The sequence below is a fragment of the Pseudoalteromonas sp. SMS1 genome (assembly GCF_021530565.1).
In the GTDB taxonomy this organism is placed as follows: Bacteria; Pseudomonadota; Gammaproteobacteria; order Enterobacterales; family Alteromonadaceae; genus Pseudoalteromonas.
In genome coordinates this window covers 334583-359276 of record NZ_JAKGBI010000002.1, presented here as the reverse complement: position 1 = coordinate 359276, position 24694 = coordinate 334583, and the positions used below count along the sequence as shown (strand labels likewise).

At 43.0% G+C, this 24694-nt stretch carries 28 protein-coding genes and 1 tRNA gene; 19 read left to right on the top strand and 10 right to left on the bottom strand.

The genetic code is table 11. From position 1 onward, the window contains the following. Nucleotides 1–5: 5 nt before the first annotated feature. Complete coding sequence (locus L1286_RS03445; RefSeq protein ID WP_235405519.1) at nt 6–3155, top strand: efflux RND transporter permease subunit; 3150 nt, start codon at nt 6–8, stop codon at nt 3153–3155. Between the two features lie 47 nt (nt 3156–3202). On the opposite strand, the gene L1286_RS03440 is transcribed toward L1286_RS03445, so the two are convergent. Then, nucleotides 3203–3397 (bottom strand): hypothetical protein, encoded by a 195-nt coding sequence (locus L1286_RS03440; protein ID WP_235405518.1) that lies wholly within the window; start codon nt 3395–3397, stop codon nt 3203–3205. Between the two features lie 238 nt (nt 3398–3635). Here L1286_RS03440 and L1286_RS03435 point away from each other — a divergent pair, with 238 nt between their 5' ends. The 10 genes from L1286_RS03435 (at nt 3636) to L1286_RS03390 (ending at nt 12613) form a co-directional block, all read left to right on the top strand. Next, nucleotides 3636–4487 carry a thymidylate synthase gene (locus L1286_RS03435; protein WP_235405517.1) on the top strand — a complete coding sequence of 284 codons (852 nt, stop codon included), beginning with the start codon at nt 3636–3638 and terminating at the stop codon, nt 4485–4487. A gap of 231 nt (nt 4488–4718) precedes the next feature. After that, complete coding sequence (locus L1286_RS03430; RefSeq protein WP_235405516.1) at nt 4719–5330, top strand: hypothetical protein; 612 nt, start codon at nt 4719–4721, stop codon at nt 5328–5330. A gap of 161 nt (nt 5331–5491) precedes the next feature. Further along, entirely contained in the window at nt 5492–6085 is a 594-nt protein-coding gene (locus tag L1286_RS03425; protein WP_235405515.1) for a DUF4402 domain-containing protein, read from the top strand. Nucleotides 6086–6091: 6 nt separating this feature from the next. After that, entirely contained in the window at nt 6092–6595 is a 504-nt protein-coding gene (locus L1286_RS03420) for a DUF4402 domain-containing protein (protein WP_235405514.1), read from the top strand. A gap of 7 nt (nt 6596–6602) precedes the next feature. Next, a complete protein-coding gene (locus L1286_RS03415; RefSeq protein ID WP_235405513.1) occupies nt 6603–7415 on the top strand; it encodes a fimbrial biogenesis chaperone in 813 nt (270 codons plus the stop codon). Nucleotides 7416–7471: 56 nt separating this feature from the next. Then, complete coding sequence (locus L1286_RS03410) at nt 7472–10342, top strand: SpaA isopeptide-forming pilin-related protein (protein WP_235405512.1); 2871 nt, start codon at nt 7472–7474, stop codon at nt 10340–10342. Between the two features lie 124 nt (nt 10343–10466). Further along, nucleotides 10467–11057 carry a FlgO family outer membrane protein gene (locus L1286_RS03405; RefSeq protein ID WP_235405511.1) on the top strand — a complete coding sequence of 197 codons (591 nt, stop codon included), beginning with the start codon at nt 10467–10469 and terminating at the stop codon, nt 11055–11057. Nucleotides 11058–11068: 11 nt separating this feature from the next. Beyond that, entirely contained in the window at nt 11069–11725 is a 657-nt protein-coding gene (locus L1286_RS03400) for a FlgO family outer membrane protein (RefSeq protein ID WP_235405510.1), read from the top strand. Between the two features lie 5 nt (nt 11726–11730). After that, nucleotides 11731–12372 (top strand): FlgO family outer membrane protein, encoded by a 642-nt coding sequence (locus L1286_RS03395; RefSeq protein ID WP_235405509.1) that lies wholly within the window; start codon nt 11731–11733, stop codon nt 12370–12372. A 166-nt stretch (nt 12373–12538) separates the two neighbouring features. Continuing rightward, nucleotides 12539–12613, top strand: a tRNA-Arg gene (locus L1286_RS03390). A 56-nt stretch (nt 12614–12669) separates the two neighbouring features. Here the strand turns inward: L1286_RS03390 and L1286_RS03385 are convergent. Further along, on the bottom strand, nt 12670–13863 hold the full coding sequence (locus L1286_RS03385; RefSeq protein WP_235405508.1) for a flagellar assembly protein T N-terminal domain-containing protein: 1194 nt from the start codon (nt 13861–13863) through the stop codon (nt 12670–12672). Nucleotides 13864–13987: 124 nt separating this feature from the next. Here L1286_RS03385 and L1286_RS03380 point away from each other — a divergent pair, with 124 nt between their 5' ends. After that, nucleotides 13988–14458 carry an LPP20 family lipoprotein gene (locus tag L1286_RS03380; protein WP_235405507.1) on the top strand — a complete coding sequence of 157 codons (471 nt, stop codon included), beginning with the start codon at nt 13988–13990 and terminating at the stop codon, nt 14456–14458. 69 nt (nt 14459–14527) lie between these two features. On the opposite strand, the gene flgN is transcribed toward L1286_RS03380, so the two are convergent. The 3 genes from flgN to flgA form a co-directional block, all read right to left on the bottom strand. Beyond that, nucleotides 14528–14956: a flagellar export chaperone FlgN gene (flgN, locus tag L1286_RS03375; protein ID WP_235405506.1), complete on the bottom strand. Its 429-nt coding sequence runs from the start codon at nt 14954–14956 to the stop codon at nt 14528–14530. Further along, nucleotides 14949–15272 (bottom strand): flagellar biosynthesis anti-sigma factor FlgM, encoded by a 324-nt coding sequence (flgM, locus tag L1286_RS03370; protein ID WP_235405505.1) that lies wholly within the window; start codon nt 15270–15272, stop codon nt 14949–14951. The genes flgN and flgM overlap by 8 nt, the downstream gene beginning before the upstream one ends. A 71-nt stretch (nt 15273–15343) precedes the next feature. Further along, on the bottom strand, nt 15344–16051 hold the full coding sequence (gene flgA / locus L1286_RS03365; protein ID WP_235405504.1) for a flagellar basal body P-ring formation chaperone FlgA: 708 nt from the start codon (nt 16049–16051) through the stop codon (nt 15344–15346). A 140-nt stretch (nt 16052–16191) separates the two neighbouring features. Here flgA and L1286_RS03360 point away from each other — a divergent pair, with 140 nt between their 5' ends. Then, nucleotides 16192–17124, top strand: coding sequence for a chemotaxis protein CheV (locus L1286_RS03360; protein WP_023397114.1), 933 nt, complete (start codon nt 16192–16194; stop codon nt 17122–17124). Nucleotides 17125–17141: 17 nt separating this feature from the next. Next, nucleotides 17142–17975: a CheR family methyltransferase gene (locus tag L1286_RS03355; RefSeq protein WP_235405503.1), complete on the top strand. Its 834-nt coding sequence runs from the start codon at nt 17142–17144 to the stop codon at nt 17973–17975. A gap of 49 nt (nt 17976–18024) precedes the next feature. Here L1286_RS03355 and L1286_RS03350 read toward each other — a convergent pair whose 3' ends face one another. From L1286_RS03350 to ettA, 5 genes are all read right to left on the bottom strand, one after another. Beyond that, nucleotides 18025–19194, bottom strand: coding sequence for a glutathionylspermidine synthase family protein (locus tag L1286_RS03350; protein WP_235405502.1), 1170 nt, complete (start codon nt 19192–19194; stop codon nt 18025–18027). A gap of 63 nt (nt 19195–19257) precedes the next feature. Then, nucleotides 19258–19851 (bottom strand): DUF1190 domain-containing protein, encoded by a 594-nt coding sequence (locus tag L1286_RS03345; RefSeq protein ID WP_235405501.1) that lies wholly within the window; start codon nt 19849–19851, stop codon nt 19258–19260. 9 nt (nt 19852–19860) lie between these two features. Next, nucleotides 19861–20265, bottom strand: a complete 405-nt coding sequence (locus tag L1286_RS03340) for a DUF350 domain-containing protein (protein WP_235405500.1) — start codon at nt 20263–20265, stop codon at nt 19861–19863. 16 nt (nt 20266–20281) lie between these two features. After that, nucleotides 20282–20644, bottom strand: coding sequence for a PilZ domain-containing protein (locus L1286_RS03335; protein WP_235405499.1), 363 nt, complete (start codon nt 20642–20644; stop codon nt 20282–20284). A 112-nt stretch (nt 20645–20756) separates the two neighbouring features. Then, nucleotides 20757–22421, bottom strand: a complete 1665-nt coding sequence (gene ettA, locus L1286_RS03330) for an energy-dependent translational throttle protein EttA (RefSeq protein WP_235405498.1) — start codon at nt 22419–22421, stop codon at nt 20757–20759. Nucleotides 22422–22997: 576 nt separating this feature from the next. Here ettA and L1286_RS03325 point away from each other — a divergent pair. The 5 genes from L1286_RS03325 to L1286_RS03305 are packed head-to-tail and all read left to right on the top strand — an operon-like array spanning nt 22998 to nt 24680. Next, a complete protein-coding gene (locus L1286_RS03325; RefSeq protein WP_235405497.1) occupies nt 22998–23273 on the top strand; it encodes a helix-turn-helix domain-containing protein in 276 nt (91 codons plus the stop codon). After that, entirely contained in the window at nt 23248–23607 is a 360-nt protein-coding gene (locus tag L1286_RS03320; RefSeq protein WP_235405496.1) for a hypothetical protein, read from the top strand. The genes L1286_RS03325 and L1286_RS03320 overlap by 26 nt, the downstream gene beginning before the upstream one ends. Nucleotides 23608–23620: 13 nt before the next feature. Further along, on the top strand, nt 23621–24040 hold the full coding sequence (locus L1286_RS03315) for a glycoside hydrolase family protein (RefSeq protein ID WP_235405495.1): 420 nt from the start codon (nt 23621–23623) through the stop codon (nt 24038–24040). Next, nucleotides 24037–24435, top strand: coding sequence for a 3TM-type holin (locus L1286_RS03310; RefSeq protein ID WP_235405494.1), 399 nt, complete (start codon nt 24037–24039; stop codon nt 24433–24435). Before L1286_RS03315 ends, L1286_RS03310 begins: the two co-directional genes overlap by 4 nt. Next, nucleotides 24432–24680 (top strand): hypothetical protein, encoded by a 249-nt coding sequence (locus tag L1286_RS03305; protein WP_141685420.1) that lies wholly within the window; start codon nt 24432–24434, stop codon nt 24678–24680. Before L1286_RS03310 ends, L1286_RS03305 begins: the two co-directional genes overlap by 4 nt. Nucleotides 24681–24694 lie beyond the last annotated feature (14 nt).

Below are 24694 nucleotides of genomic sequence, written 5' to 3'. Positions count from 1 at the left end.
AGAGTATGATTGAGTCTATTATTAGATGGTCACTGATGAATCGCTTTTTTGTGTTGCTCGTGACTGTGATCGTTGCACTGGGCGGTGTTTATTCGTTAAAAAATACACCTGTTGATGCAATTCCAGATCTGTCAGATGTACAAGTCATTGTTAAGACTAGTTACCCAGGTCAAGCGCCACAGGTGGTTCAAGACCAAGTGACGTTTCCGCTTACGACAGCCATGCTGTCGGTTCCAGGCGCCAGAACGGTACGTGGTTTTTCTTTTTTTGGCGACTCTTATGTCTACATTATTTTTGATGATGATACGGATTTGTACTGGGCACGCAGTCGTGTACTAGAGTATTTAAGCCAAGTCTCAGCAAGCCTACCTGACACCGCAAAGCCGCAATTAGGTCCTGATGCGACAGGTGTGGGTTGGGTCTATATCTATGCACTTACAGATCGTTCGGGTAACCATGATATTAGCCAATTGCGCAGTATTCAGGACTGGTTTTTAAAATATGAATTGCAAACGGTTGCTGGGGTATCCGAGGTTGCAGCTGTGGGCGGCATGGTTAAACAATATCAAGTTGAAGTAAATCCAGATAAATTAAGAGCTTATGATGTGCCATTAAGCCTGATTGAAGTCGCTTTGAAGAAAGGTAACAGAGAAACTGGTGCGTCAGTGGTTGAAATGGCCGAAGCTGAGTACATGGTGGCTGCGACAGGATATATAAAATCTGTTGCAGATATTGAAGCCATACCACTGGGTATTAATATAAAAGGCACTCCGCTGACGATTGGCGATGTGGCCAATGTACAAGTGGGACCACAGATGCGACGTGGTATTGCTGAACTCAATGGAGAGGGCGAAGTGGTTGGCGGCATCGTTGTGATGCGGTATGGCGAGAATGCGCAGCAAACGATAAAGGGAGTGCAGGCCAAATTAGCTTCACTAAAGAAATCGCTGCCCGCAGGCGTTGAGATTGTGCCTGTTTATGATCGTTCTCAACTGATTGAGCGTGCGGTGAACAACTTATGGAGCAAGCTACTTGAAGAGTTAGCCGTTGTTGCGTTGGTATGCGTGGTGTTTTTGTTTCATCTGCGCTCATCCATTGTCGCAGTGGTAACACTGCCTTTAGGGATCCTTGTGTCTTTTATTATTATGCACTTCCAAGGTATTAACGCCAATATCATGTCGTTAGGAGGGATAGCGATTGCCATCGGTGCCATGACCGATGGCGCCATAGTAATGATTGAAAATATGCACAAGCATATGGAGAAAACCCCGCTCACAGAAGATAACCGCTGGCAAATTGTTGCCAAGGCCGCTTCTGAAGTAGGCCCCGCACTTTTCTTTAGCTTGATGATCATTACCGTATCGTTTTTACCTGTGTTTATATTGGAAGCACAAGAGGGCCGTATGTTTGCGCCTTTGGCTTATACCAAAACGTATGCGATGGCCGCATCAGCTGGGTTAGCTATCACCCTAGTGCCAGTTTTAATGGGCTACTTCATTCGCGGCAAAGTCGTGCCTCAAGGTAAAAACCCTCTGAATAAGGCTTTGATTGCACTATATTTACCTGTGCTAAAACAAGTCATGAGATTCCCTAAACTGACAGTCTTAGTTGCTGTTGTTGTCACTGCGATTGGTTTTTATCCACTCAATAAAATAGGCAGCGAATTTATTCCTCCATTGGACGAAGGTGATCTCATGTATATGCCAACGACTTACCCAGGGATCTCAATTGGTAAAGCGAGAGAGCTGCTACAACAAACGGATAAATTGATTCGCACAGTGCCAGAGGTCGACAATGTGTTTGGCAAGGTCGGTCGGGCAGAAACCGCCACCGATCCGGCTCCGCTGACAATGATTGAAACCTTCATTCAACTCAAGCCACAATCACAGTGGCGTGAGGGAGTCACCACAGAAAGCTTGAAAGCGGAACTTGACCAATTGGTTAAATTACCGGGTGTCACCAATGCTTGGGTTATGCCGATTAAAACACGTATAGACATGCTTGCTACAGGCATTAAAACGCCGGTGGGTATTAAAGTTGCGGGCCCAGATATGAGTATAATTCAAGATATTGGGCAGCAAATTGAGCGGATTTTACCCAATGTTGAAGGCACCGCTTCAGTTTACTCTGAGCGTGTAGCTGGGGGGCGCTATATCAAAGTTGATATTTCCCGTGACAAAGCAAGCCGGTTTGGGCTTAATATTTCAGACGTACAACAAGTGGTTTCTACCGCTATTGGCGGGATGAATGTAACCCAAACGATTGAAGGACAAGAGCGCTACCCTGTCAATGTCAGATATCCGCAGGATTACCGTGATTCACCTGAACAGCTATCTCGGTTACCAGTGATCACACCCACTGGGCAACGAATCGCACTGGGGGATATCGCTCGTGTGTATATTGAAAATGGACCCCCAGGCATCAAAAGTGAAAATGCACGTATCAATGGCTGGACGTTTATAGACATCGACGGCGTCGACATCGGCAGTTATGTCAGCAATGCGCGAGCATATTTGGCGCAGGAGCTTGAGTTGCCGGTCGGATATTCAATAACATGGGCTGGTCAATATGAATATATGCAAAGGGCGCAAGCTAAGTTGTCATATGTGTTGCCTTTGACGTTGGCCATCATAGTCATTCTTTTATATATGAGCTTCAGAGCTCTGAGCGAAGTCGCCCTAATCATTGTCACGCTTCCGATGGCCTTAATTGGGGGATTGTGGTTAATGTATATGGAAGGATTCAACTTTTCGGTGGCTGCGGGCGTTGGGTTTATTGCGTTAGCAGGGGTTGCGGTTGAAATCGGTGTGATCATGCTTGTGTACCTAAACCAAGCGCTAGCGGGTTTAAAGGCAAAAGCGGTGTCAACGTCTACACCCATCTCAGAGGAGAGTTATACTCAAGCATTATTACAGGGAGCGGGGTTGCGTGTACGTCCGGTAATGATGACCGTTGCAACGATTATTATCGGCTTACTCCCTATCCTCTATGGCACGGGAACAGGTTCTGAAGTAATGAGTCGTATTGCGGCGCCTATGGTTGGTGGGATGAGTAGTGCAGTGCTGCTAACACTGGTTGTGTTGCCTGCCGTTTATAGTTTACTTAAACGCGGTGAAATTGAACGATTTAATAGGTCCTTACGCACCAAAAGCTAACTCTATTTTGAAGCAATACCTTCTTGGTATTGCTTCGGTGAGAGCGTTTAAAACTCAACAGGACAATCTTGTTCTCGAGCGGTAAAGCAGCCACTGTTATTTTGTGCCACCATACAGGCTGCATTACCTACAGTGGGACAGAGGTCAGGCTCACCACCAGCCACCAATTGAGTTTGTTGTGAGTTCATGGCTTTCTCGCCCGATAAGCGTTTTAGATTGTTCTTTTTAATTACTAACTTCATATTACTTTCCTTATCTAATTATTGTTTTTCCATGGTTAATCTATCAGCTGAATATAAATTAGTTAATTGTTTATTATAAAAACTTGGAATTTTTTATTTTAAAAGGGTGTGTCGCACCTTGTTTCCGTTAAAGTTGAACGAACTTAAGTGAAACTCACGGTGACAATGTTGGTGTCATTCGGGGAGGCAGTGTATGATATCGCCCATTAGAATTAAGCTAAGTGATAGGGTTACATAAATGAAGCAATATTTGGACTTATGCCAGCGTATCGTGGATGAAGGCAAATGGGTAGAAAACACCAGAACTGGTAAAAGATGCCTAACCGTGATCAACGCTGATCTGACCTATCACGTTGATAACAATGAATTTCCACTGGTCACCACAAGAAAAAGTTACTGGAAAGCTGCAATTGCAGAACTATTGGGTTATTTGCGTGGTTATGACAGCGCAGCACAATTCAGAAAGTTAGGCTGTAACACATGGAATGCCAACGCAAATGATAACCAAGATTGGCTCAATAACCCTAATCGTAAAGGTGAAGACGATATGGGCTTTGTGTATGGTGCTGTTGCGAGAAATTACCCTAAACCAGACGGCGGAAGCGTTGATTTGGTTAAGCAAGTGATCAACGATTTATCAAAGGGAATCGATAATCGAGGCGAAATCATCACGTTCTATCACCCTGGCTCTTTCCATTTAGGCTGTTTACGCCCATGTATGTTTCAACATCAGTTTTCAATCTTGGATGGGGTGTTATATCTTAACAGTTATCAGCGCAGTCAAGATGTGCCTTTAGGTGGTAACTTTAACGCTATTCAAGTTTTTACTCTGTTAAAGTTAGTGGCACAAATTACGGGGTTAAAACCAGGCAAGGCGTTCCACAAAATTGTAAATGCGCACATTTATGAAGACCAGTTAGAGTTGATGCGTGATGTACAGCTCAAGCGTACGCCATTTGAATCTCCGCAGTTACATATCAACCCAGATATTAAAACGTTTGAAGATTTAGAAACGTGGGTCACTTTGGACGACTTTGAAGTTACAAACTATCAACATCACGACGCAATCCAATACCCTTTCTCAGTATAAAAAATCATAAAAGCAGGACTGGTGTGCTGCTTTTTTATTCCCTTTTGTTCCTTTATAAATACAAAGAAGAAGTTTGTTTTTTTGCTCAATAACATACTTTTAGGTTGTTTTTTAATCGAAAGGTAAGCTTTTTATCCTTTTTTATGGACAAATAAGCATTTTTTAGTCAGTCTAAAGGCCTACATAAAGACTGGTATGTCTTGTTAAATATCTTAGCTTGGGTCTTGCAGTATGTTTACCACACCGTGGTCTAAAAATGGGGTGTTATTGTTTATTTTTTTGGGATTGTCTGGGTGTGTAAGCTCGACGCTTTCATTAGAAGAAAAAATAGCTCAGCAAGAAGCAATACAGGCGCATAAAAGCATGATTGCTTCTTACGATAAAAATAAAGCCAGTATTGAGCGCCTTGCAAAGATGGAAGGAGACTTGGGTCAATTACTTGCTCTGTTGTCTGCAGAAGCACAGGTGACAGACGTTCAAACTCATCTTAACCCAGAGCAAGAAACGATTAGACATGCAGCACCGTATAGTGAAGTACACGCTACACAGTTGGCCAGAGAACAAAATGTCGCAGAAAAAGAGGTGATAATACCGGACTTGGTACTAGGTATTCACATGAAACGTGACATGGCTTTGCGTCAGGTTGACACCATTGAAGCGCGACTTACGAAAGTGAGGCAGCACTACCATTTGGTATTTAGCGCTGTGCGCCCCCAGCTTGTAGAACCTGACGAGCAGCAACACCTTTACTATGTTACAGCAACTGGGTTTGCCTCTTTACAAGAAGCGAGCGTATTTTGCAAAGCAATGGCTAATATCGCCAAACGTTGTCGGCAATTATAAATCAAATTAGATTGAATTTTGTATATGCAGGGTATGTAGATTGTAGCTTGTTAAAAAAGGAACTTTGATATTTTTTTAGAGCTTATACTCTTTTTGGGCTTAATAATAGAAGTACTTTTAAATCACAAGTTCTTCCAAAGTGATTTTTAAAGGATAACACGATGAAAAATAATTTTAGAAAAATCAGCTTTGTTAGCACGTTGGCTTTAATAGCTTGTGCATCAAACGCGGGTGAGCAAAGAACATTTGAAGCCAAAGTAACGGTTAAAAATGCTTTTGAACTTGAAAAGCAATCTGACTTACTCTTTGGTACCATTCGTGCGAAAGCAGATACAACGGGCACAGATACCGCAACACTAATTATTCCCGCAGATACCGGTAAATCCGCGAGTGTCACGTCAACAGACATCACAAAAGCGGAGATCTCTATTCTCGAAGCGGGAGCGCCAGCGCAATTTAAAATTTCTGGTGTGGTGCCGTTTGCCACATTGACGATTACTGATCCGGTAGAAACCAATATTGTGTTATCAGGAGGTAATCCAAATGCCGCAGGCTTCACTATGGATACATTTACTTATTACATCGAAACAGGGGCTTTGAGCCAACAGGATGTGACAGGTAATCAAATACAGGTTGATGATAAAGGTGAAGCCTTGTTTAACATTGGCGCTACGTTAAAAACAACAACCGGCGGTACCGCTAATTATCTAGATGGCAGCTACAGTGGCACCTTTACCATTGAAGTGAGCTACTAGGTGTAGATGAACTTGAATAGTGCCGCACTAACACAGAAGTACCGCAAAAAAAGTGTGCTTTTAATTGGCGCAGTTGGGCTGAGTGCAGCGATGAGCTTTGAGGGTTATGCACGTATAATTGTTGAAAGACCGTTAGACTTTGGCACAATTTTAATCGCTGACCATGCACAAGTGAGTCGTGTTCAGGTGCGAGCCAATGGCCAAAGTACAACCAATGGCGGTGTACACCTGGTCACTGGTGCTCAAGCAGCGAGTATTGTGTTGTCTTCATTGCCTGCGCAAACAAATATTGCTGTCAGTACCAGTATCATCACACCTCACATGTCTCACAGTAACTTGGCCGTTTCAGGGGTTAACCTGATCCAGCTGGAACATACAGATAGGGTGTTCAGCGATACCCTCGGCAATGCACAACTTAACATTGGCGGCACTATTGAGATCACCCCAAGCCCAGCTCAATACCCAGATGGCACGTATCGGGTATGGGCAAATATTGAAGTTAATTACTGATTGATATATGAAAAAAATATTTGTTTTTACTGGTCTTTTAGTTGCAGGTTTACTCAGTAATTTAGTCCAAGCTAGCCTAATGATATCACCTACAAGGGTCGTATTTGATGAACGTCAACGCACCGCAAAGGTTTTCTTGATTAATAACAGCCAAGAAGAAAAAACCTATCGGTTAGGGTGGAAAGAAAAACAGGCGTTGGCAGCTGGAGGTTATAGGGATTTAGCGGCTGATGAGGTTGGCCCCTGGCAGTTGAGTCATATGGTACGAATGACGCCAAAACAGGTTCACCTCGGGCCTGGAGAAAGGCAAGTTGTCAAGTTGGCACTCAGACGCAAAAAAGATATGACACATGGTGAGTACCGCTCTCACTTGTTTTTTCAAGCATTACCCACTGAACAACATCGAGTCTCCCAAGCCATTGGCATTAATCTCAATATGATTTTGAGTTATAGCATTCCAATTATGTACCGAAAGCAAACCTCTATACCGACTGTCACGATTGGCGGTGCACATCTAAAGCTAAATAGTGCTGGTCAGCAAGTAATCCATGTGGATATAAGCCGACAGGGTTATGCAAGTGCATTTGGCAAAATACAGGCTTATTGGAAAGCGCATAACTCGGAGCAATGGCATCGGGTGTCGGTTGCAAACAATTTTGCAATTTACCCTGAAGTCGCGAAAGCAAATATTGAGCTCAATATACTATCTGGCAAGAAAATAGCGGGTCGCGGTCAGCTAAAAGTAACGTATGATGGACAGGAAGAATACGCAGGTAAAACATTGGCGCAAAGGATTTTTGCACTCACCCTGTCACAATAAGTGAAGTAATGTTGCAATACTTAAGCACCCTGTATGTGTGGGGGATAGTGCTTTGCATGAGCATACACGTGGCCGCTAAAACAACCACTGGCGCCATGCATATTGATGTTGGTGTTGAGCATATTGGTGGTTCACGTATCACAACAGGCGAAGAGTTGTTACTTTCTCTGTATGTAAAAGAGCACTATATCGCAGAAGTCTTCGCAATTAAAACACACGACAGTATTCAGATAGCGCTGCCAAGTTTGTTTTCTAGTTTGGATTTTGCAATCACCCCGCAACGAGGCACAACGCCGCCACAATACCTTGGTTGGTTTATTGAGCCAAAACACTCTTTTTTGTTGAACTTGAGTGCGAACCAGGCGGTTATTAAGGGTCGCACTGTACATTTTAATGATTCACAATGGCGCAATCTAGAGGGCGAAATTTTTGTCGATGCCAATCTGTTAGCTCATTGGTTTAGACTTAATTTTGTGATTGATTATCAGGATCTCACGGTGCAGGTTAACAGCCAGCAAACGTTACCAATTGAACAGCGATTGGCACGAAAAAACCGCACAATTGCTACTAAGTCAGCACACCCTCAGTCCGTTTTACCATGGCAAGCGAGTCCCTATCTAACTTGGAGTGCGCCATTACTCGATTTTCAGGTGGGTTTTAAAGCCACAGAAGGTGGCATGCATGCAGACTACACCATGCAAGGTAGCCACGATATCGCTCGATGGAATACCAATTACTTCATACGAGGTAATGAGCATCAGTTAATTAGACAAAGTCGGTTGCAAGCGCGGCGAGGGTATCAAGAATCAATAAATCTAGGGCCATTAGCAGTAAATCAACTGGAAGTTGGAGATATATTGGGCACGCAGATTGGTAGAAGCTATCAGTCTGCTCATGCTCTGGGTATCAGAATGACCGATCGGCCTTTGTACAAAGAGGTCGACACCCAGCGAGTTAGGATCAGCGGTGAAGTGCAAGTTAATTGGGATGCGGAGCTTTATCATAATGGGTTGATGATTGGGCAGCAGTTAGACATCCAATCTGGGTTATATGACTTTGATAATATCGAATTGTATTTTGGCAGCAATGAGTTTGAAGTGGTGCTGTACGGTCCACAAGGCCAGATAATGCAAGACGTGCGATCATACTATGTTACCGGAAACTCAGTGGCTAAAGGTGAGCATTACTTTGATGCATCAGTGATTGACAACGGCAGCACTCTGTTGGACTCCGATCCCACTGAAACAGAGACCTCAGGGTGGAATATACTGACGCGATTTGATTATGGGTTAAGTGATGATATCGCTATTTATTCGGGTTTAAGGTTTGGACTGGAAGCGTTAACGAATCAGTACCAAATAGCAACAGGGTTCAGCTTCGATTTGTGGGATCGAGGACTAATAAACTTAGATTTTAGCCTAGATGATTTGGGGAGCCAGTTAGCCCAAATACAAGCTAGGACGGAAGTGGGTGGGCACTCACTTAGTATGGTTGTCAACGATAGAAGGCGTCAGCCTACGCATGAACAGGCTTCTAAATTACACTCTCAGGAGGCCTATTTACGTACTTCCGGTAAGCTATATAGCCATGGATCTGTCAGGGTAAATTACCAATATACATTTAGGTGGGAGCAGTTTGAGCAGCAGACGGACTTTATGGCAACCAATATGCTGGCAATGACAACCCGCTATGGCACATTGAGCAACCAACTTAACTACACCAGACACTCTAACCTGTCTGACTCCGAACTACATGGTAGTTTTCGCTGGCAAGGACGTATCGGGAAAACCTATGGCCGTGTGAGTCTGGGTTATCAGCTTGAACCACTAGCACAGCTCACTGATTATCAATTGCAGGCGAGTCAATCAATTGGGTCTGATCTCGACGTGGAATTTGATTATACAAAGTCGTTGCTACATGATGGCTATGAGGTTGGTGTCGGCTTAAGTTGGCAAAATGACAGATTGCGCCTGATTGGGGATGTGAGCTATCTACAAGACGACACTTGGCAAGTAGGGCTATCAAGTCAGTTTAGTCTTGGTTATGCCGATCAAAGTGACGTTTTATTAATGACAGACCGACGGTTGGCTAGCACAGGCTCAATTATGGTGAAAGTTTTCTTGGACAATAACAATAATGCTATTTTTGACGAAGGAGACGAAGTATTGCAAGGGGTTAGGGTAAAGTCAGTTCAAAGCTTCGCACAGGCGCAAACGGATGAGAGAGGCATCGCACTTTTGAGCAATCTGCCTCTGGAGCGTAAAACAGACATTCTACTTGACGTCAACTCTTTGCCGGACCCTTTTTACATACCGGCACAGGATGGCAGCTCAGTGACGCCACGTCGAGGCTTTATTGCATACTTGGAGTACCCGGTAGTCCATTCAGGAGAAATCGAAGGGGTTGCATACAAAAAGCGCCCAGATGGAAATGCTCTGCCTTTACCCTATACCACGATAGAATTAGTGGATAAGAGAAATCAGGTTGTGGCACAGTCCAAAACGGCATTTGATGGATACTATGTATTTAGCAACCTTCGCCCGGGTAGCTACGAAGCCCGAGTCAAAGCGCGACCAGAAGACAGAATTCGACAACAAGAGAAAGTCGAGGTGACGTTATCAGAAAGAGGAGATGTGTTACTTGACGTTGATCTGGTGGTGGCGCAACTGCAAGACCGTGAAGGGGTGATAGCCAGTGGTGGACGGTTTAATTCTTTGTCCATATTAAAAACATACATTCGGATATTAAAAAGGAAGTCGCCGCATTTATATTCCACTAAGCCCTTTTACGTGTTTGACACACATCAGGATAATTACCTTCTCGGGTTTACGGTTCATGAAAATGCTGAGCAGGCGGCAAAAGCTTGCCTAAAGATGAAAGAAAATAAGGTAAAGTGTACAGTTGAAGCGGTCACCCTTGCTTTATAAAGCACCTGTAACCCACTGATGTGGAGAGTACAACAGCTCAGCCCAAGTTTGCCAATCTATAACACAAAAACTATTCTGGTTCGATTTTTGCATTTCTCAACTCAATAATTGTGAGGTGCAGAGTATGCGAATTTTATTATTGGTGTTAATCGGTTTTATGACAGGGTGTAGTTCCAGTGTATTTATGGACTCCCAAAGCCAACCTACAGCAAAAAATACACCACCTATGAGAACCGTTCATAGTTATGTCGGGGAGTTGGCAGCTCAGCTTAGCCAGTACAGTAGACCGTTAAAGCCCGGCGCTTCAGTTGCTGTTACCAGTTTTTATAAAGACAGCGAGTTAGGTGTGGATACCATTCACAGTCAAGGTGAGGGGCTGAGTAACCAAGTTCAAGAGAGTTTTATCACTTACTTGACGCAAATGGGGTTGCAGGTCGTCGAATTTCGTATGCAAAAAGCTATAAGTTTATCCAATGATGCCGATAACATACTTAGCCGTGATATCGAAAAGCTTAAATCGCGCCATAAATTTGACCTGATATTGACGGGGGCAGTCAGCGAAAGCTTTGATTCGTATACGATACATGCTCGTTTGATTGATATGGTAAACAATAAAACTATGTCAGCTGCGTCCATCAGCTTGCCAAAAGCCACATTGTGGGGTGAAGAGCAGGTGCAAATGCGTGATGGTTTACTACATCGCGGCCAATATTGACGGAGAGAAATATGAAACAGTACGCACTTGGGCTTATTATACCCCTGTTGTTTGGTTGCTCGCTGACCGAAGGTGAAACCAGCAGCCGCAATGTCATTGTGGTAGAAAAAAACGCATTTGCTACCCCAGAAAGCCAGTTCCAGGCACATCCAAGTGGCATGCATGGTTTGACAGTCTCACAGCAAATGGCGAGTCGTAATGTGACCCACTATGTGCAAAATTTGATGCAAGATATGATTGGTAACTTGCGTTACGTGAATGATAGAACGCCCATTGCGGTCGCGACTTTTGTGTTTTTAGATGAAGATTACAACTATGGTTCCTTGCTTGGTAATCAGCTCTCTGAAAGCTTTATCCATGAACTGCATAATTTTGGAGTCCCAGTCGTTGATTTTAAAACGACTGACTTTATGCGTGTCACTAAAACCGGGGACTACATTTTTAGTCGTGACTTTTTGGAATTGTCAGATGAACACACGTTCAATTACGTATTAGCTGGTACCTTGGCTAATCATCAGGGCGGAGTACTGGTGAATGCACGCATTGTAGGCGTTAAAAGTAAAGCTGTGGTAGGTACCGCGCAAGGCTTTTTACCTCAAGCCGTTGTCAATGCGCTAAGAGATGGCATTGGCCATGATGGCATTCGGTTGGAAAGAGCAAGTAGGTAATGATTATGAAACGAAGTGGCGCTATTTTAGCTTGCCTTGCTGCATTGAGCGGCTGTGAGTCTGCCTCACATAGCCAAATCGTGCCCGCGCAGCAAGTCGAGTCAAAAGCTGCTCAACAGGTCAGACAGTTGACACAGCTATCACACGACCTTGATACCATATCGGGTGTTGAGTATGTAAACCCTGGCTTCATGAGTTATGAACACAATAAACAGATAGCCAATTACGCAGGACAAATTGCACTGGAGCTCTCGGACTCTTTGTCTGGCGTGGTGCCAAGCGCCGTTGCGATCACCAGCTTTGTAAGCTTTGACAATAACTTGCGTCGCAGCAATCAGCTGGGCAATCAATTAGCAGAGTCAATGATCCACCAGTTTCAAAAGATGGGCTATCCTGCGTTAGATTTTAAATCGCATCGAGGTATTGCAGTAACGGCGAATGGTGACTTCATTTTATCCAGAAATGCAAAGCAATTACCTAAAAAACCTGCGCCTAGTCATGTTCTGACCGGCACAATGATCTATCGAGACCGAGGTGTTGAGATCAATACACGGCTGCTAAATTTTGATAGTCGTTTAGTTGTTGCCAGCAGCCATGTTGTGATCCCATACTTTATCCTTAGCCCACAGGCTACAGCTACATATTAATCAAATAAAGCGTGCATCTGGCAATAGATGTGCGCTTTATTTTGGCTGTTTCAATGTCCAACAAAGCACACCTGTAAGCAACAGTAAAGGCCTCATCTAATTGATTAAATTTGCTTGTGTTTGAGTCGTTTAAGCTGTTATAAATAGTAAAAAGACTATTTAGTTAGTCTCCGTAGTTTAATGGATAAAACGGGGCCCTCCTAAGGCTTTGATGTAGGTTCGATTCCTACCGGGGACGCCAATCTAAGTACAATTCACTGTGCAAAAGTTAATACTCTTCCTGTGTCGATGCGTTTTTTAGTCTAAAGCAAAATCTTCTGGCGGCGCAATAATCAACTCTACGATGTCATTTATTTGGATATTGTTCATTGGGCGCTCTTGAATGTTCTTTGCAATGGCATTTTGTGCATTAACTTGCGTGACTTTCACCCGGTTTATGGTCTGAATACTACGTGTGAAAAATTGATTTCTCTCACCTGCCACATCACTTCGATGCGCAACGCTGAGGACTTGCCCTTCTTTAATACCATGTGCGCGCCCTAAATTAATTACGAGTTGATCTTGGTCTTTATGTAGAATTTTACCTTTGGTAGGCATGCAGGCGAATGCTTGATCTAAATCTTGAGCTAGGCTATTGAATACACTTTGAATGCGTTTCCCATAATCGGTATGCCAAAAAGTATCACTGTAGACGTCAACAATTTTCGTTTTCTCAAAAGGCCAAATACCCGTGACACTATAATGCTGTTGCCAAACCTTATCCTTACTCAGCGCATCAAAGGCAACAAAATCGATTTTAAAACTGCGCACGTATTCATCATCTTGCCAAAATGCATAGTCATTGTTGAGTTGTTGCGTACTCGCCAAATCGGTAATTTGACTTAACAAGACATATTGACTGTTGCTGGTGGCAGTTAAGCTTTCGATAAGTTGATTATCGTAATCAAAATTTTGTGAGAAAAAAGCTCGCACATTTATGCTTTTATCAATAAACGGGATCGGTTTGATGGTCATGTTTCTTTGCATGAGAGTTTGATATAAACGCTCGCTGGAAGATTTATGAATGTCAAAAATTTGACCTAGTCGCGCTTGGTGAGGCTGAATGAGCTGACTTTGTGTAATCGTGATTTGCTTATTGAATGATTCTTCAGGGCACTTTTGTTGTTTTGGAAAAATATCCAAGTGAAGGGTTACGCTCATTACTCCATCTTTGGTGTTTTCTGAAACCAAGTTTATTTCTTGGATTTCACCATGGCTCTTTATTTTGATGTGATCCTGCGCCAAAACACCGTCAGCAAGCGTTTGCACACTTGATACTGTTGCACCTGAGAATATCAGTGCTTGGGTGATGGCATCTTGGACTGCTTCTTGCCTCGCTGCCGCCCTATCTGAGGTGTAGGCATTCGCATAGCCCGTAACTTCAAACCATTCGGCGTGGCTTGGAAAGCTTAATACACCTGTAACAAGTGCCAGACAACTTATTTTGTTCATTACGCAACTACCGTATTAAAAACCTAACTTATAGGATAAAGGCAAGTCTTGTGCCAATCGTATTGGCTTAATTTGTGCATATGATATGACGAACGTTAATTGGTGTTTTAGGAGTCGGTAGCACATGCAAAAGTTTTATCAATTCGGCAAAGTACTTGCTGCAAGTTTTGTACTGGGCCTAGCTGGGTGCAGTTCCATTGTCGACAAACATGTAGAGTATAGCTATGTGCAACCGGATAGCTACCCAGTTTTAAAAGCGATAGGGTATGCCCCTTTAGATGCGCAGCCAGGTACCACAGACAGTGAAAAAATGCTTATGGCGATTAAGGTATCTAAATTGGAAGCTTACCGAGAGCTAGCAGAGCAAGTATACGGACATCAGCTTAATGCAACGACAACAGTGAGAGGCGTGGTGGCGCAAAATGATGGGTTGAAAAGTCAGGTGCAGGGCGTTATTCGTGGTGCAAGAGTACTTAAGTCATATGCTGTCGGAGACATTTATACCACGGAGTTAGAGCTAGATATGAAGACCGTCTACGACCTATATATTGGCCAAGTGAAACCCAAGAAAATTCAGCGCGTTACTTATTACTAAGTCACAATTAAACAAAACAAAAAAAGCACGCCCAATGAAGCGTGCTTTTTTGTAATCGACTTTTATGCATTATGCCTTGAGGTTCTTTACTAACTCGCCGACATTTTCAACCACGCTCCCTTCTTCTGTATACGTCGTTGAAGTAGGAGTGCCAATTAAGATTTCTTTTAGCTCACGAACGGTTAAGTTTGCTAAGTGCGCGGCTTTGGCATTGACCTCATTTTTACTTTTGCATTTGTAAAGAAGGTCATTGATTTTTTTGGTTAAAGGCGTGATGTTAGGGTCGTTGAATATTTCCACAGGGAGTGTCGACAAGTCTTTGTCAGTTTTTTGAATCGTATTCAGGTAGGTAATTTTTTGCCGTGCAATGTCTTTTAAACCATCCCCATTTCTTGAACTGAGCGCCGTCAACTCCTCGTCCAAAAGCTGGGTCAAAGCTTCTAGCGAGGAAATTTGGGAGTTTAATTGCTGAATACACAGCTCTGTTTTATTATCCATACAAATCGAATTCGAACGCGGCAATATTCTTTGCCAGCTTCTCTGAGTCTACTTGATACTTGCCTTCAGCAATGGCTTTTTTTAGCTCTTCGACTTTCTTACTATCGAAAGCTGGCGCTTGCTGTGCTTTTTCTTGCAAGCCTTTAAGTTGCTGCGCTTGTGGTGTTAAGCTGACAGAATCTGCCGCAGCTTTTTGCTGAGCAGCAGGTTTAGTTGCCGCATTATTTGCATCATTTCTTTGCAATTCAGCACGTTGTTGCTTAACATTATTAGCAACACTATTCGGCTGATTTTGACCGTTAATGTTATTAACCATGACATTGACCCGTTAAAAAAGTTGATTCAGTCTTTATATCGACCGTTCCTCTATTTACTTTAGCAAAAATTTTAAATATTGACTGCAACAGAATCAACATCTTTTACGCGCGCGCGGATAGTTTTTCCCGATTTCGTGTTTTTGACGCGGATTTGGTCGCCTAAGTTACCATCTTGCAAAGCAATCCCTTGTGTCTTAATAGCAAAGTGTTCATTGCCTGCCACGATAATAACGGTATCGCCCTTACAAACCATGCAGATATGTCGCATAATAATCGGTTTGTCAGCTTGTATACGCCGCTTTGTTTTACTCCCTATTAGCATCGTGACATCATCAATATTGGAAGCACGTACGAAGTGTTTAGGCCGCATCGCAATTTTCAGGTCTTCTGCTTGCAATACAACGCCTTTATCCAATTGTTGGGCGCTTACGATAACAGGGAATAGCACCTCAATTTTTACATGCACAAATTGTACCCATCTTTCTCTGTCATCACAACGAACTTGGACGGTGACCTGACGCGTGAAAGGAGGCTTTGCTTTGCTGGACACGTTGAGAGGAGAAGGGCAGGCCCTATTTGGGAGACGTGTATCTAAAGGAAGCGCTTTGATATTGATCTCACCTTTAGTTTCTTGAATCGTATGTGCTTCTACATACTTTATTGCGAGTTTCTGAATTTGCTCTGACTCATAGGTCTGAGCATAAACGGCTGGCATGGCTAAAAAATATGCCAAAATAAGAAAGAATTGAACCGCAACTGTATTTTTTAACAAACTCATGATGTTTCGACTATGCTTATGGGGTGAAACAAGGTATAAAGATTTTGCGTGAATTGCTTCACCGCTTCAAGGGCAACTTTGAATGCTAATTAACAAGCAAACATTGTTCCGATAAGCTGTATTTTGAGTAGGAGAATGAAATGGCAGGTATTTTAGACTCAGTTAACCAACGAACTCAGTTGGTGGGTCAAAACCGACTTGAACTATTACTCTTTCGTTTGAAAGGGCGCCAACGCTTCGGTATCAATGTTTTTAAAGTACGAGAAGTACTACAGTGCCCACCGCTTACTGCCATGCCAAAATCAAACTCGTATGTGCGCGGAGTGGCACACATTCGTGGTCAGACCATCTCTGTTATTGACATGTCACTCGCTGTAGGCGGGCCGCCGATTGAAGACATAAAAAATTGTTTTGTTATCATCGCAGAATATAACCGTTCAGTGCAGGGCTTTTTGGTTGGTGCGGTAGAACGTATCGTAAATATGAACTGGGAGCGCATTATGCCTCCACCGTCTGGCGCGGGCCGTTATTCTTATGTAACCGCCGTGACAGAAATCGAAGAAGAATTAGTCGAAATTCTCGACGTAGAAAAAATACTCAATGAGATATGCCCAATTAACACAGAAGTCAGCCAAGACATTGTCGCTGATGGGGAAATGCAAAAAGACCTTGGCGAGCGTATTGTCTTTATTGCCGATGATTCTGCGGTAGCAAGAAACCAAGTTAAACGCGCGCTTGAACCACTGGGCGTGCAAACTGAATTAGCTAAAAATGGTAAAGAAGCACTCATTCGCTTAAAAGAAATCGCTGAGGTGGACTGCCAAAACGACATAACAGAGCGTGTTGGGCTTTTAATTTCTGATGTTGAAATGCCCGAAATGGATGGGTACACCTTAACGGCTGAAATTAAAGCTGATCCAAAATTAGCACCTTTGCATGTTATATTACATACTTCTCTCAGTGGCGTGTTTAATCAGGCTATGATTGAAAAAGTCGGTGCAGATGACTTTATCGCTAAGTTTAACCCTGATGAGCTGGCATCTGCTGTGAAGAAATGGGTTCATTGTGATTGATAAGTGGCGGTAAAACTTTGGAAAATAAACATCTTGAGCAAAGCGAGTACGATCAATTTCGCACTTTTTTAGAACAACAGTGCGGTATTGTGCTTGGAGATAACAAGCTATATTTGGTGAAGAGTCGGCTTGCGCCTTTGATGTCTCGGTTTAGTGTAGACTCTTTGTCTTCATTGGTGAGTAAAACGCTTAGTCCGCATGAACGTCAACTGCGAGCAGCTGTTGTAGACGCGATGACGACAAATGAAACCTTGTGGTTCCGTGACCAATACCCATTTGAATTGCTGAAAAAGAAAATATATCCAGAATTTAAAGACTTACGTAGGCCTGTTAAAATTTGGTCTGCGGCTAGTTCGTCTGGTCAGGAGCCTTATTCGATTGCGATGTCGACAAGTGAATACCAATCTCAAAACCCGGGAGGGTTGAAAATGGGCGCACAGGTGATTGGTACAGACATATCGAACACTATGCTCGATATGTGTAAAAATGCCGAGTATGATGCGCTGGCGTTGGCGAGAGGATTATCACCGGAAAGGCGTAAAAAGTTTTTCATGGACAGCGGTAATGGGATGGCAAAGGTCGTTGACCCCATCCGCAAAATGGTAAACTTCCGCCATTTAAACTTGCTGGACTCTTACGCATTACTGGGTAAATTTGATGTTATTTTTTGTCGTAACGTTCTGATTTACTTCTCTCCAGAGGTCAAAGCGAAAATTATTTCGCAGTTTGCCCAAGCTTTAAATCCTAACGGGTATTTATTTTTAGGTGCCTCTGAGTCCATGGCGGGATTGAGCGATGACTTTGAAATGTTGCGGTGTAACCCCGGCATTATTTATCAGAAGAAGTCTTAAAAATAAAAAAGCAGCCACTTGGCTGCTTTTTTATTTTGCTAAAGTGACCTTAGGCTAAAATAATGTGTGGTACAAAGCGACTTAAGTCCTGAGTAATTAGGCTTTTATCCGCTCTCAAGCCCATGCCAGCAGGTTCATCACCGATTATCCAACTTCCCACCACAATGTGTTCGTCAGCAAATTTAGGGAGTGGGTGATAGGCCTGATAAATATAACCCTCGTCCCCATAGCACCCCGAAGAATGAGCTATGACTTGGCCTGATTTTCGAATTTCAATATTTGCACCTTCACGAGAAAAAATCGGTTTTTTAACAACACCTTGCTTCGACGATAATCGGTGTCTTTGATCGGCAAAAAATGCAGGGAGTAGGTTAGGGTGGTTTGGAAAGTGCTGCCATAAAAGCGGTAAAATGGCTTTGTTTGACAGGAGTGCTTTCCAAGAAGGCTCTAACCACGTCGTACCGCACTTCAAGAGGGCGCTGGCATACTCGTCTTCAAACATGAACTCCCAAGGGTAGAGTTTAAAACACCAATCTATCGTGCGATCTTCTAAGTCTGTGAAATGTCCATAGTCGTCAATTCCTATCTCTTCGATATACAAAAACTGACTGCGTACGCCAGCTTCAATTGCGCAGCTTTTTAGGTAGTCAATGGTACCTTTATCTTCTTCGCTCCCCTGACAGCAACTCAAATACAAGTTTTTTGTACGGTTGAGTTTGTGTAAGTAGCGAAATCGCGTAATTAATTGTTCTTGTAAGCTATTAAATTGATCACTTTGTCTCGGTAACAAGCCTGCATTGACTTGTTGCTCAAGCCAAATCCATTGCCAATAACTTGTTTCGAATAGAGAGGTAGGGGTATCGTAGTTGGCTTCCAGTAATTTAGCGCTATGTGTGCCGTCGTAGCATAAATCAAAGCGGCCATACAGATGTGGGTCCCTTCGTAACCACGAGCGCCTTATCATCTGCCAGAATGGTTCTGGAATGGCAAAGCGCCGCATTAATTCATCATCATCACAGATCTTGTCAACCATATGGATTAACATTTGGTGAAGTTCGCTGCTGGGTGCCTCTATGTCTTGCTCTATTTGTTTGAGCGTGAATTGATAGTAAGCCCTTTCATCCCAGTAGGGTTCGCCGTGCATGGTATGAAATTTAAACCCAATCGCTGTTGCCTGTTCACGCCAATCAGGTCTTTCTGTAATAGGCACTCTGATCATAGAAAATGTACTACAAAGTTGAATAATTAGTTCGAATAGAGAATGAAATTTGAGAGTTGGGGATTATCCTCCCCAACTTCGACTACTTGCGCTGCGACCAAAGCCTCCTCGACTTTTTGTTCTACTGACAAACTTGCCCTGTTTAGACTGATAACGAATGGTGGAGCTTTTCACTTTGGTGGTGCCAGATGTAATGGTACTGGCAACAACCGCATTTTGCGCATTACGATATTTAAAGAAATCGTCTTTGCTTCTATATAAAGGTTTTGCACCTGAATAATATTGACCACTTAAAAATGCCGCTTTTTTGCGTTTACGTTTTTTGAGTGCGTCTAGACCTTCATCCACTGCTTCGGCAATGGCGGCAATCATAAAGCCAGCCATAATTGGTCGCCATATTCCGCCATTATTGTCACACTGCTCATAGCCGAAGTCGCTCTCGCATAACTGCTCTGTCGCATATTTAGGAGCTTCAGAGAGGTGGCTGTTCTGAGCTTGCTGGTATTGAAACTCACATGCATCTTCTTCAACACCATAAGATGTACATTCATCAACATTTTTAAAAAGCAGAGCTGACTCATCCTGCTCGCCGCACCCAGCTAAACCTACGCCAGCGCCCATCATTAAGGTTAATTTGATATGCTTACTGCGTTTCATATTCACTCCTTAATATGTCATACAGGCAGCATTGAGAATGCCAGTTGCCAGTGACGCGCCCCCTAAAAATAGTCCTGCACCAACATGGTTGTTTTCGATTTTATCAGACAACTTGGGCATATAAAGACGAACTAAAAAGAATGTAACCAGCTGCATCACACCCGCGATGACACCCCACAAAGCAAAATCAATTAATGACACGGCATTGACCGCAGCACTGGCGATAGGCAAGGTAAACCCAATTAGCGTGCCGCAAAAAGCGGCGGCTGCCGCAGGGTTATTCTCTTTAACTAATTTCCACTCACAGTGAGGGGTCACCTTGGTGTAGACAAATAAAAATGTCAGAATAAGTACGTAGCCGAGCGCAAAGTACGCGATAAAAGGAATAAATCCTTGAAGAGATTCCAGCAGCATTGGGCATCCTTTATTGTTATTCGTGAAGTGTTAAATGTTCTAACTCACGATGGAGTATATCATCATCCCCAATGTTTAATTCAATTAAACGCTTTAAGTGGGTGACGCTATCTAAGTCGATTTGAGCACAGTGCAAACCTAAATGTGCCTCTTCAATATGACGTATTTCAACTTCCATACATATTTCGACATCGCTGCCCGGCAGGTTGAATTTTAAGCTGGCAGGTTGTCCTTTCAATGGCGTTAACCCGATAGGTAGTGTGATCAGTGACCCATTCAATGACAAGTCGATTATTTCGCAACTATAGTCCCCGGTTGTCGTCATGAGTGAGGCTTGGTTTGAAAAAAGGACTCGGGAAAATTTTCTGCGTTCTTTCATAAGGTGTTCTCGTCATTTTGTTATCTAGAGTTTAGTCATTTTTTTCCCGACTAACCAGATATAAAAAAGCCCCGAACAGATTCAGGGCTTCGAATACTCATTGTGCTAAACATTAGCCAATTTTTTTGTACTTAATACGTTTGGGCTCAGCCGCATCTGCGCCATACGTTTTCTTCAACCATTCTTCGTATTCAGTATAGTTGCCATCGAAGAAGTTAATTTGACCTTCGTCACGATAATCTAAAATATGCGTGGCTATACGGTCTAAGAACCAACGGTCGTGGGAAATACACATAACACAGCCTGGGAATTCTAAGATAGCGTTCTCAAGTGCACGCAGTGTTTCAACATCGAGATCATTGGTTGGCTCATCCAGCAAGATAACGTTGCCACCAGCTTTGAGCAGCTTAGCTAAGTGTAGGCGATTGCGTTCACCACCAGACAGCTCTTTAACAAACTTTTGCTGGTCATTACCTTTGAAGTTAAAGCGTCCCACGTAGGCGCGGCTAGGAATTTCAAAATTGCCTATTTTTAGATTATCTTGACCATCCGAAATTTCTTGGAACACGGTATTGCTGTCGTCCATGTTGTCACGGAACTGCTCTACCGTAGCAAGCTCAACGGTTTCGCCGAGTTTGATTTCACCGCTGTCCGGTTGCTCTTCCCCACTGAGCATTCTAAATAAGGTAGATTTACCCGCACCGTTGGCACCGATAATACCTACAATGGCGCCTTTAGGCATTGAAAAGCTTAAGTCATCAATCAGAACTCGATCACCAAACCCTTTCTTAAGGTTATTTACTTCAATCACCTGATCACCCAAACGAGGACCTGGTGGAATAAATAGTTCGTTGGTCTCATTACGTTTTTGGTAATCAGATTGTTGAAGCTCAGTAAATTGAGCCATACGCGCTTTTGATTTCGCTTGGCGGCCCTTTGGATTTGAACGAACCCATTCAAGCTCTTTCTCAATTGACTTTTGACGAGCTTTTTCAGACTTTTCTTCTTGTTTTAGGCGCGCATCTTTTTGTTCAAGCCAAGAAGTATAGTTACCCTCCCACGGAATGCCATGGCCTCGGTCAAGCTCTAAGATCCAGCCTGCTACATTGTCTAGGAAATATCTGTCGTGCGTGATTGCAACGACAGTACCTTCGTAGTCGTGAAGGAAGCGTTCAAGCCATGCAACAGATTCTGCATCCAAGTGGTTGGTAGGTTCATCAAGTAGTAGCATGTCTGGCTTTTCGAGCAGCAGTCGACAAATTGCGACACGGCGTCTCTCACCACCTGATAAATGTTCGATTTTTGCATCCCATTCAGGTAAACGCAGCGCATCGGCAGCGCGTTCTAATACATTATCTAAGTTGTGACCGTCATGGGCTTGAATAATAGCCTCGAGTTCACCTTGTTCTTTGGCTAGTGCATCAAAGTCGGCACCGTCTAAAGCATATTCAGCATAAACTTCGTCTAGGCGAGTTAGTGCTGTTTTTACCTCACTGACTGCCTCTTCGATGGTTTCACGTACCGTCTTGCTCTCATCCAAGACCGGCTCTTGGGGTAGGTAACCAATTTTTGTACCTGGTTGAGGGCGCGCTTCGCCTTCAAATTCAGTATCAACGCCAGCCATGATACGCAACAGCGTTGATTTACCGGCACCGTTTAAACCTAAAACACCAATTTTAGCGCCTGGGAAAAAGCACAAAGAAATATCTTTAAGAATTGTGCGCTTAGGTGGAACAACTTTGCTCACCCGCGACATTGTATAAATATATTGAGCCATCTATATAGTCCAACTAATTTTTAATTTCCGCTATTGTAGTTACAACTTACAGAGCATTCAACGTAGCAAGAGAGATATCATGACCTAGGTCCGACTTTATTTTCTCAATTTTAAAAGTAGAGGTGGAAATTTTTATTCCTATTAAGGGGATATTCAATACGGACTTAGTCAGTTGTTTACTTAAATTTGTAACTGCGCTGATTTGAACTACCCTTTGTGTAACGAACACTTAAACTTCTTAACCCCCTTGTTCTTAGGGCATTTTTGACCTGTTTTAATCCCAGAAAAAAGGTATTATTTACCTATGCTCGGCAAAGCTATGAAATAAAGTTGTTACACTTTAATGCATGCAAGCTCCCGTCAATTAATTTACAAAATGTAATAGTAGGTCGAATCACCCTTTACGATTAAACGCACCTTAACATACTAAAACCTCACCTTAATAAGTCGGAAGATTATGTCGTAATAACCTCATGGATAAGGTTATTTTCGAACCTTTTTAAACGGAAAACATCAATTAAATAACAATAATAATAATAATCATAAGCTCATCGGAAAAACTCGGTAAGGACGGCTATGACACAATTAAGTTACTCATCAAACAGGATTTTTAAACAAAGAAGAGCGCCATTAGGTGCGGAAATACTCCGTTTTGCAAGACGTTTACGTGGATACACTCAAGCAGAGTCTGCAGCTAGCTACGGTATCGAAGAGCGCACTTTGCGGCGCTGGGAAAATAGGGAATACAGCCCTAAATGGAATGATGTAGTTGGCTTGGTAGAAGATGTTTACTCATTAGATATTTTAGAAGTAATAGGAAAGCTAAATGATAGCAACTCAGATAACCATTAAACAGATTAGAAGTGCACTCAGACGCTGGGGTAAATTCTGGCGTCAACGCGAACTTGGTAAAGGGTTTAGCCGTCAAGCTGTGACAGAGCAGTCAGGCGGTGGGCGAAGCAACTATTTTTCTAGCGATATGATGAGTGTCCCTGAGGAAATTGAACTCATAGGACAATTAATAGCTAAGTTGCGACCAGAGTGTATTCGTGCAATACGTGCCAAATACTTGTTGGACATGGAGCTGGGCCAAGCTGCCAAAATGCTTGGCTTTGATACCAAACGTTCGGCCGAGTTTTGGTTAATAAAAGCTGAAAGAGCATTAATGTTGGAGCTTAGTTATTAGAATAGGAAATTAAATGTCGATTATGAACACAGTGGAGCAAATAAAAAAGCATGAGGGGTACCGGCGTTACCCCTATTATTGTACAGGAGGCAAACTCACAATTGGTTATGGTAGAAACTTAGATGGTAAAGGCATTGACCAAGAAGAAGCTGAGTACTTACTAGCACAAGATGTGCAGAATGCGTTGGCTGGTGTAAAACGACGCATTAACGTGAGTCATTGCAATGAAGCAAGGCTTGCCGTGCTAACCAATATGGCTTTTAACCTTGGTTTGCAAGGCGTCATGGGCTTTAAAAGGATGTTGGAACATGTTGAACAGGGCCAATTTGAAAAGGCAGCACTTGAAATGCTTGATAGTCGCTGGGCGAGGCAGGTCCCTAATCGTGTGCAAGAATTAGCTCAGCAAATGTTAAGTGGAGAGTGGCAATCATGAGTTGGTTTACCAGCTTATTTATGGGAGATGTTCGTGAGCCACTCAATGTCGTCGGTAACATTATTGATGAACTTTATACCAGCGAAGAAGAAGTGCTGGAGCAGCAAGTCTTAAAAGCTCGCCTACTTACAAAACGAAGCGAAATTCAGGCGCAGATCAATTCAGTTCAGGCCAGTCATCGCAGTGTATTTGTCGCAGGGGCAAGACCTTTTTTGATGTGGGTATGTGGTTTTGGGTTTTTATTCGCTTTTGTTATTAACCCGATATTGCAGTGGTTATTGCCAGAGCATGGAGTTCCTGAATTACCGCTAGACGTCATGCTAGAGTTAACTTTGGGTATGTTGGGTTTAGCTGGTTTGCGAACCATTGAAAAAATAAAAGGAGTCGCGAAGTGAGACAGCCTGATAATTGGCAAATGAAAAAGGAGTTAAATTTAGCCCATATTTTAACAACAATCGCTTTGGTGGTTTCTGGAATTTTATATTTAAATGATTTGGATAAGCGGATTACATCCAATAAGCAAGAACTTGCGCATTTAAAGCAAATTCGTAAAGAAGACCAAAAGCGCATAGAGAAGCGTTTGGATTCTATCGATGAAAAGCTGGATGCTTTACTAAGTGCCAAACGTAACGGTCTGTAAAGTAATTTACAGAG

Coding starts and splice junctions, on each gene's coding strand:
- L1286_RS03445 (WP_235405519.1), top strand. CDS start 6: ATGATTGAGTCTATTATTAGATGGTCACTGATGAATCGCTTTTTTGTG.
- L1286_RS03440 (WP_235405518.1), bottom strand. CDS start 3,397: ATGAAGTTAGTAATTAAAAAGAACAATCTAAAACGCTTATCGGGCGAG.
- L1286_RS03435 (WP_235405517.1), top strand. CDS start 3,636: ATGAAGCAATATTTGGACTTATGCCAGCGTATCGTGGATGAAGGCAAA.
- L1286_RS03430 (WP_235405516.1), top strand. CDS start 4,719: ATGTTTACCACACCGTGGTCTAAAAATGGGGTGTTATTGTTTATTTTT.
- L1286_RS03425 (WP_235405515.1), top strand. CDS start 5,492: ATGAAAAATAATTTTAGAAAAATCAGCTTTGTTAGCACGTTGGCTTTA.
- L1286_RS03420 (WP_235405514.1), top strand. CDS start 6,092: ATGAACTTGAATAGTGCCGCACTAACACAGAAGTACCGCAAAAAAAGT.
- L1286_RS03415 (WP_235405513.1), top strand. CDS start 6,603: ATGAAAAAAATATTTGTTTTTACTGGTCTTTTAGTTGCAGGTTTACTC.
- L1286_RS03410 (WP_235405512.1), top strand. CDS start 7,472: ATGAGCATACACGTGGCCGCTAAAACAACCACTGGCGCCATGCATATT.
- L1286_RS03405 (WP_235405511.1), top strand. CDS start 10,467: ATGCGAATTTTATTATTGGTGTTAATCGGTTTTATGACAGGGTGTAGT.
- L1286_RS03400 (WP_235405510.1), top strand. CDS start 11,069: ATGAAACAGTACGCACTTGGGCTTATTATACCCCTGTTGTTTGGTTGC.
- L1286_RS03395 (WP_235405509.1), top strand. CDS start 11,731: ATGAAACGAAGTGGCGCTATTTTAGCTTGCCTTGCTGCATTGAGCGGC.
- L1286_RS03385 (WP_235405508.1), bottom strand. CDS start 13,863: ATGAACAAAATAAGTTGTCTGGCACTTGTTACAGGTGTATTAAGCTTT.
- L1286_RS03380 (WP_235405507.1), top strand. CDS start 13,988: ATGCAAAAGTTTTATCAATTCGGCAAAGTACTTGCTGCAAGTTTTGTA.
- flgN (WP_235405506.1), bottom strand. CDS start 14,956: ATGGATAATAAAACAGAGCTGTGTATTCAGCAATTAAACTCCCAAATT.
- flgM (WP_235405505.1), bottom strand. CDS start 15,272: ATGGTTAATAACATTAACGGTCAAAATCAGCCGAATAGTGTTGCTAAT.
- flgA (WP_235405504.1), bottom strand. CDS start 16,051: ATGAGTTTGTTAAAAAATACAGTTGCGGTTCAATTCTTTCTTATTTTG.
- L1286_RS03360 (WP_023397114.1), top strand. CDS start 16,192: ATGGCAGGTATTTTAGACTCAGTTAACCAACGAACTCAGTTGGTGGGT.
- L1286_RS03350 (WP_235405502.1), bottom strand. CDS start 19,194: ATGATCAGAGTGCCTATTACAGAAAGACCTGATTGGCGTGAACAGGCA.
- L1286_RS03345 (WP_235405501.1), bottom strand. CDS start 19,851: ATGAAACGCAGTAAGCATATCAAATTAACCTTAATGATGGGCGCTGGC.
- L1286_RS03340 (WP_235405500.1), bottom strand. CDS start 20,265: ATGCTGCTGGAATCTCTTCAAGGATTTATTCCTTTTATCGCGTACTTT.
- L1286_RS03335 (WP_235405499.1), bottom strand. CDS start 20,644: ATGAAAGAACGCAGAAAATTTTCCCGAGTCCTTTTTTCAAACCAAGCC.
- ettA (WP_235405498.1), bottom strand. CDS start 22,421: ATGGCTCAATATATTTATACAATGTCGCGGGTGAGCAAAGTTGTTCCA.
- L1286_RS03325 (WP_235405497.1), top strand. CDS start 22,998: ATGACACAATTAAGTTACTCATCAAACAGGATTTTTAAACAAAGAAGA.
- L1286_RS03320 (WP_235405496.1), top strand. CDS start 23,248: ATGATAGCAACTCAGATAACCATTAAACAGATTAGAAGTGCACTCAGA.
- L1286_RS03315 (WP_235405495.1), top strand. CDS start 23,621: ATGTCGATTATGAACACAGTGGAGCAAATAAAAAAGCATGAGGGGTAC.
- L1286_RS03310 (WP_235405494.1), top strand. CDS start 24,037: ATGAGTTGGTTTACCAGCTTATTTATGGGAGATGTTCGTGAGCCACTC.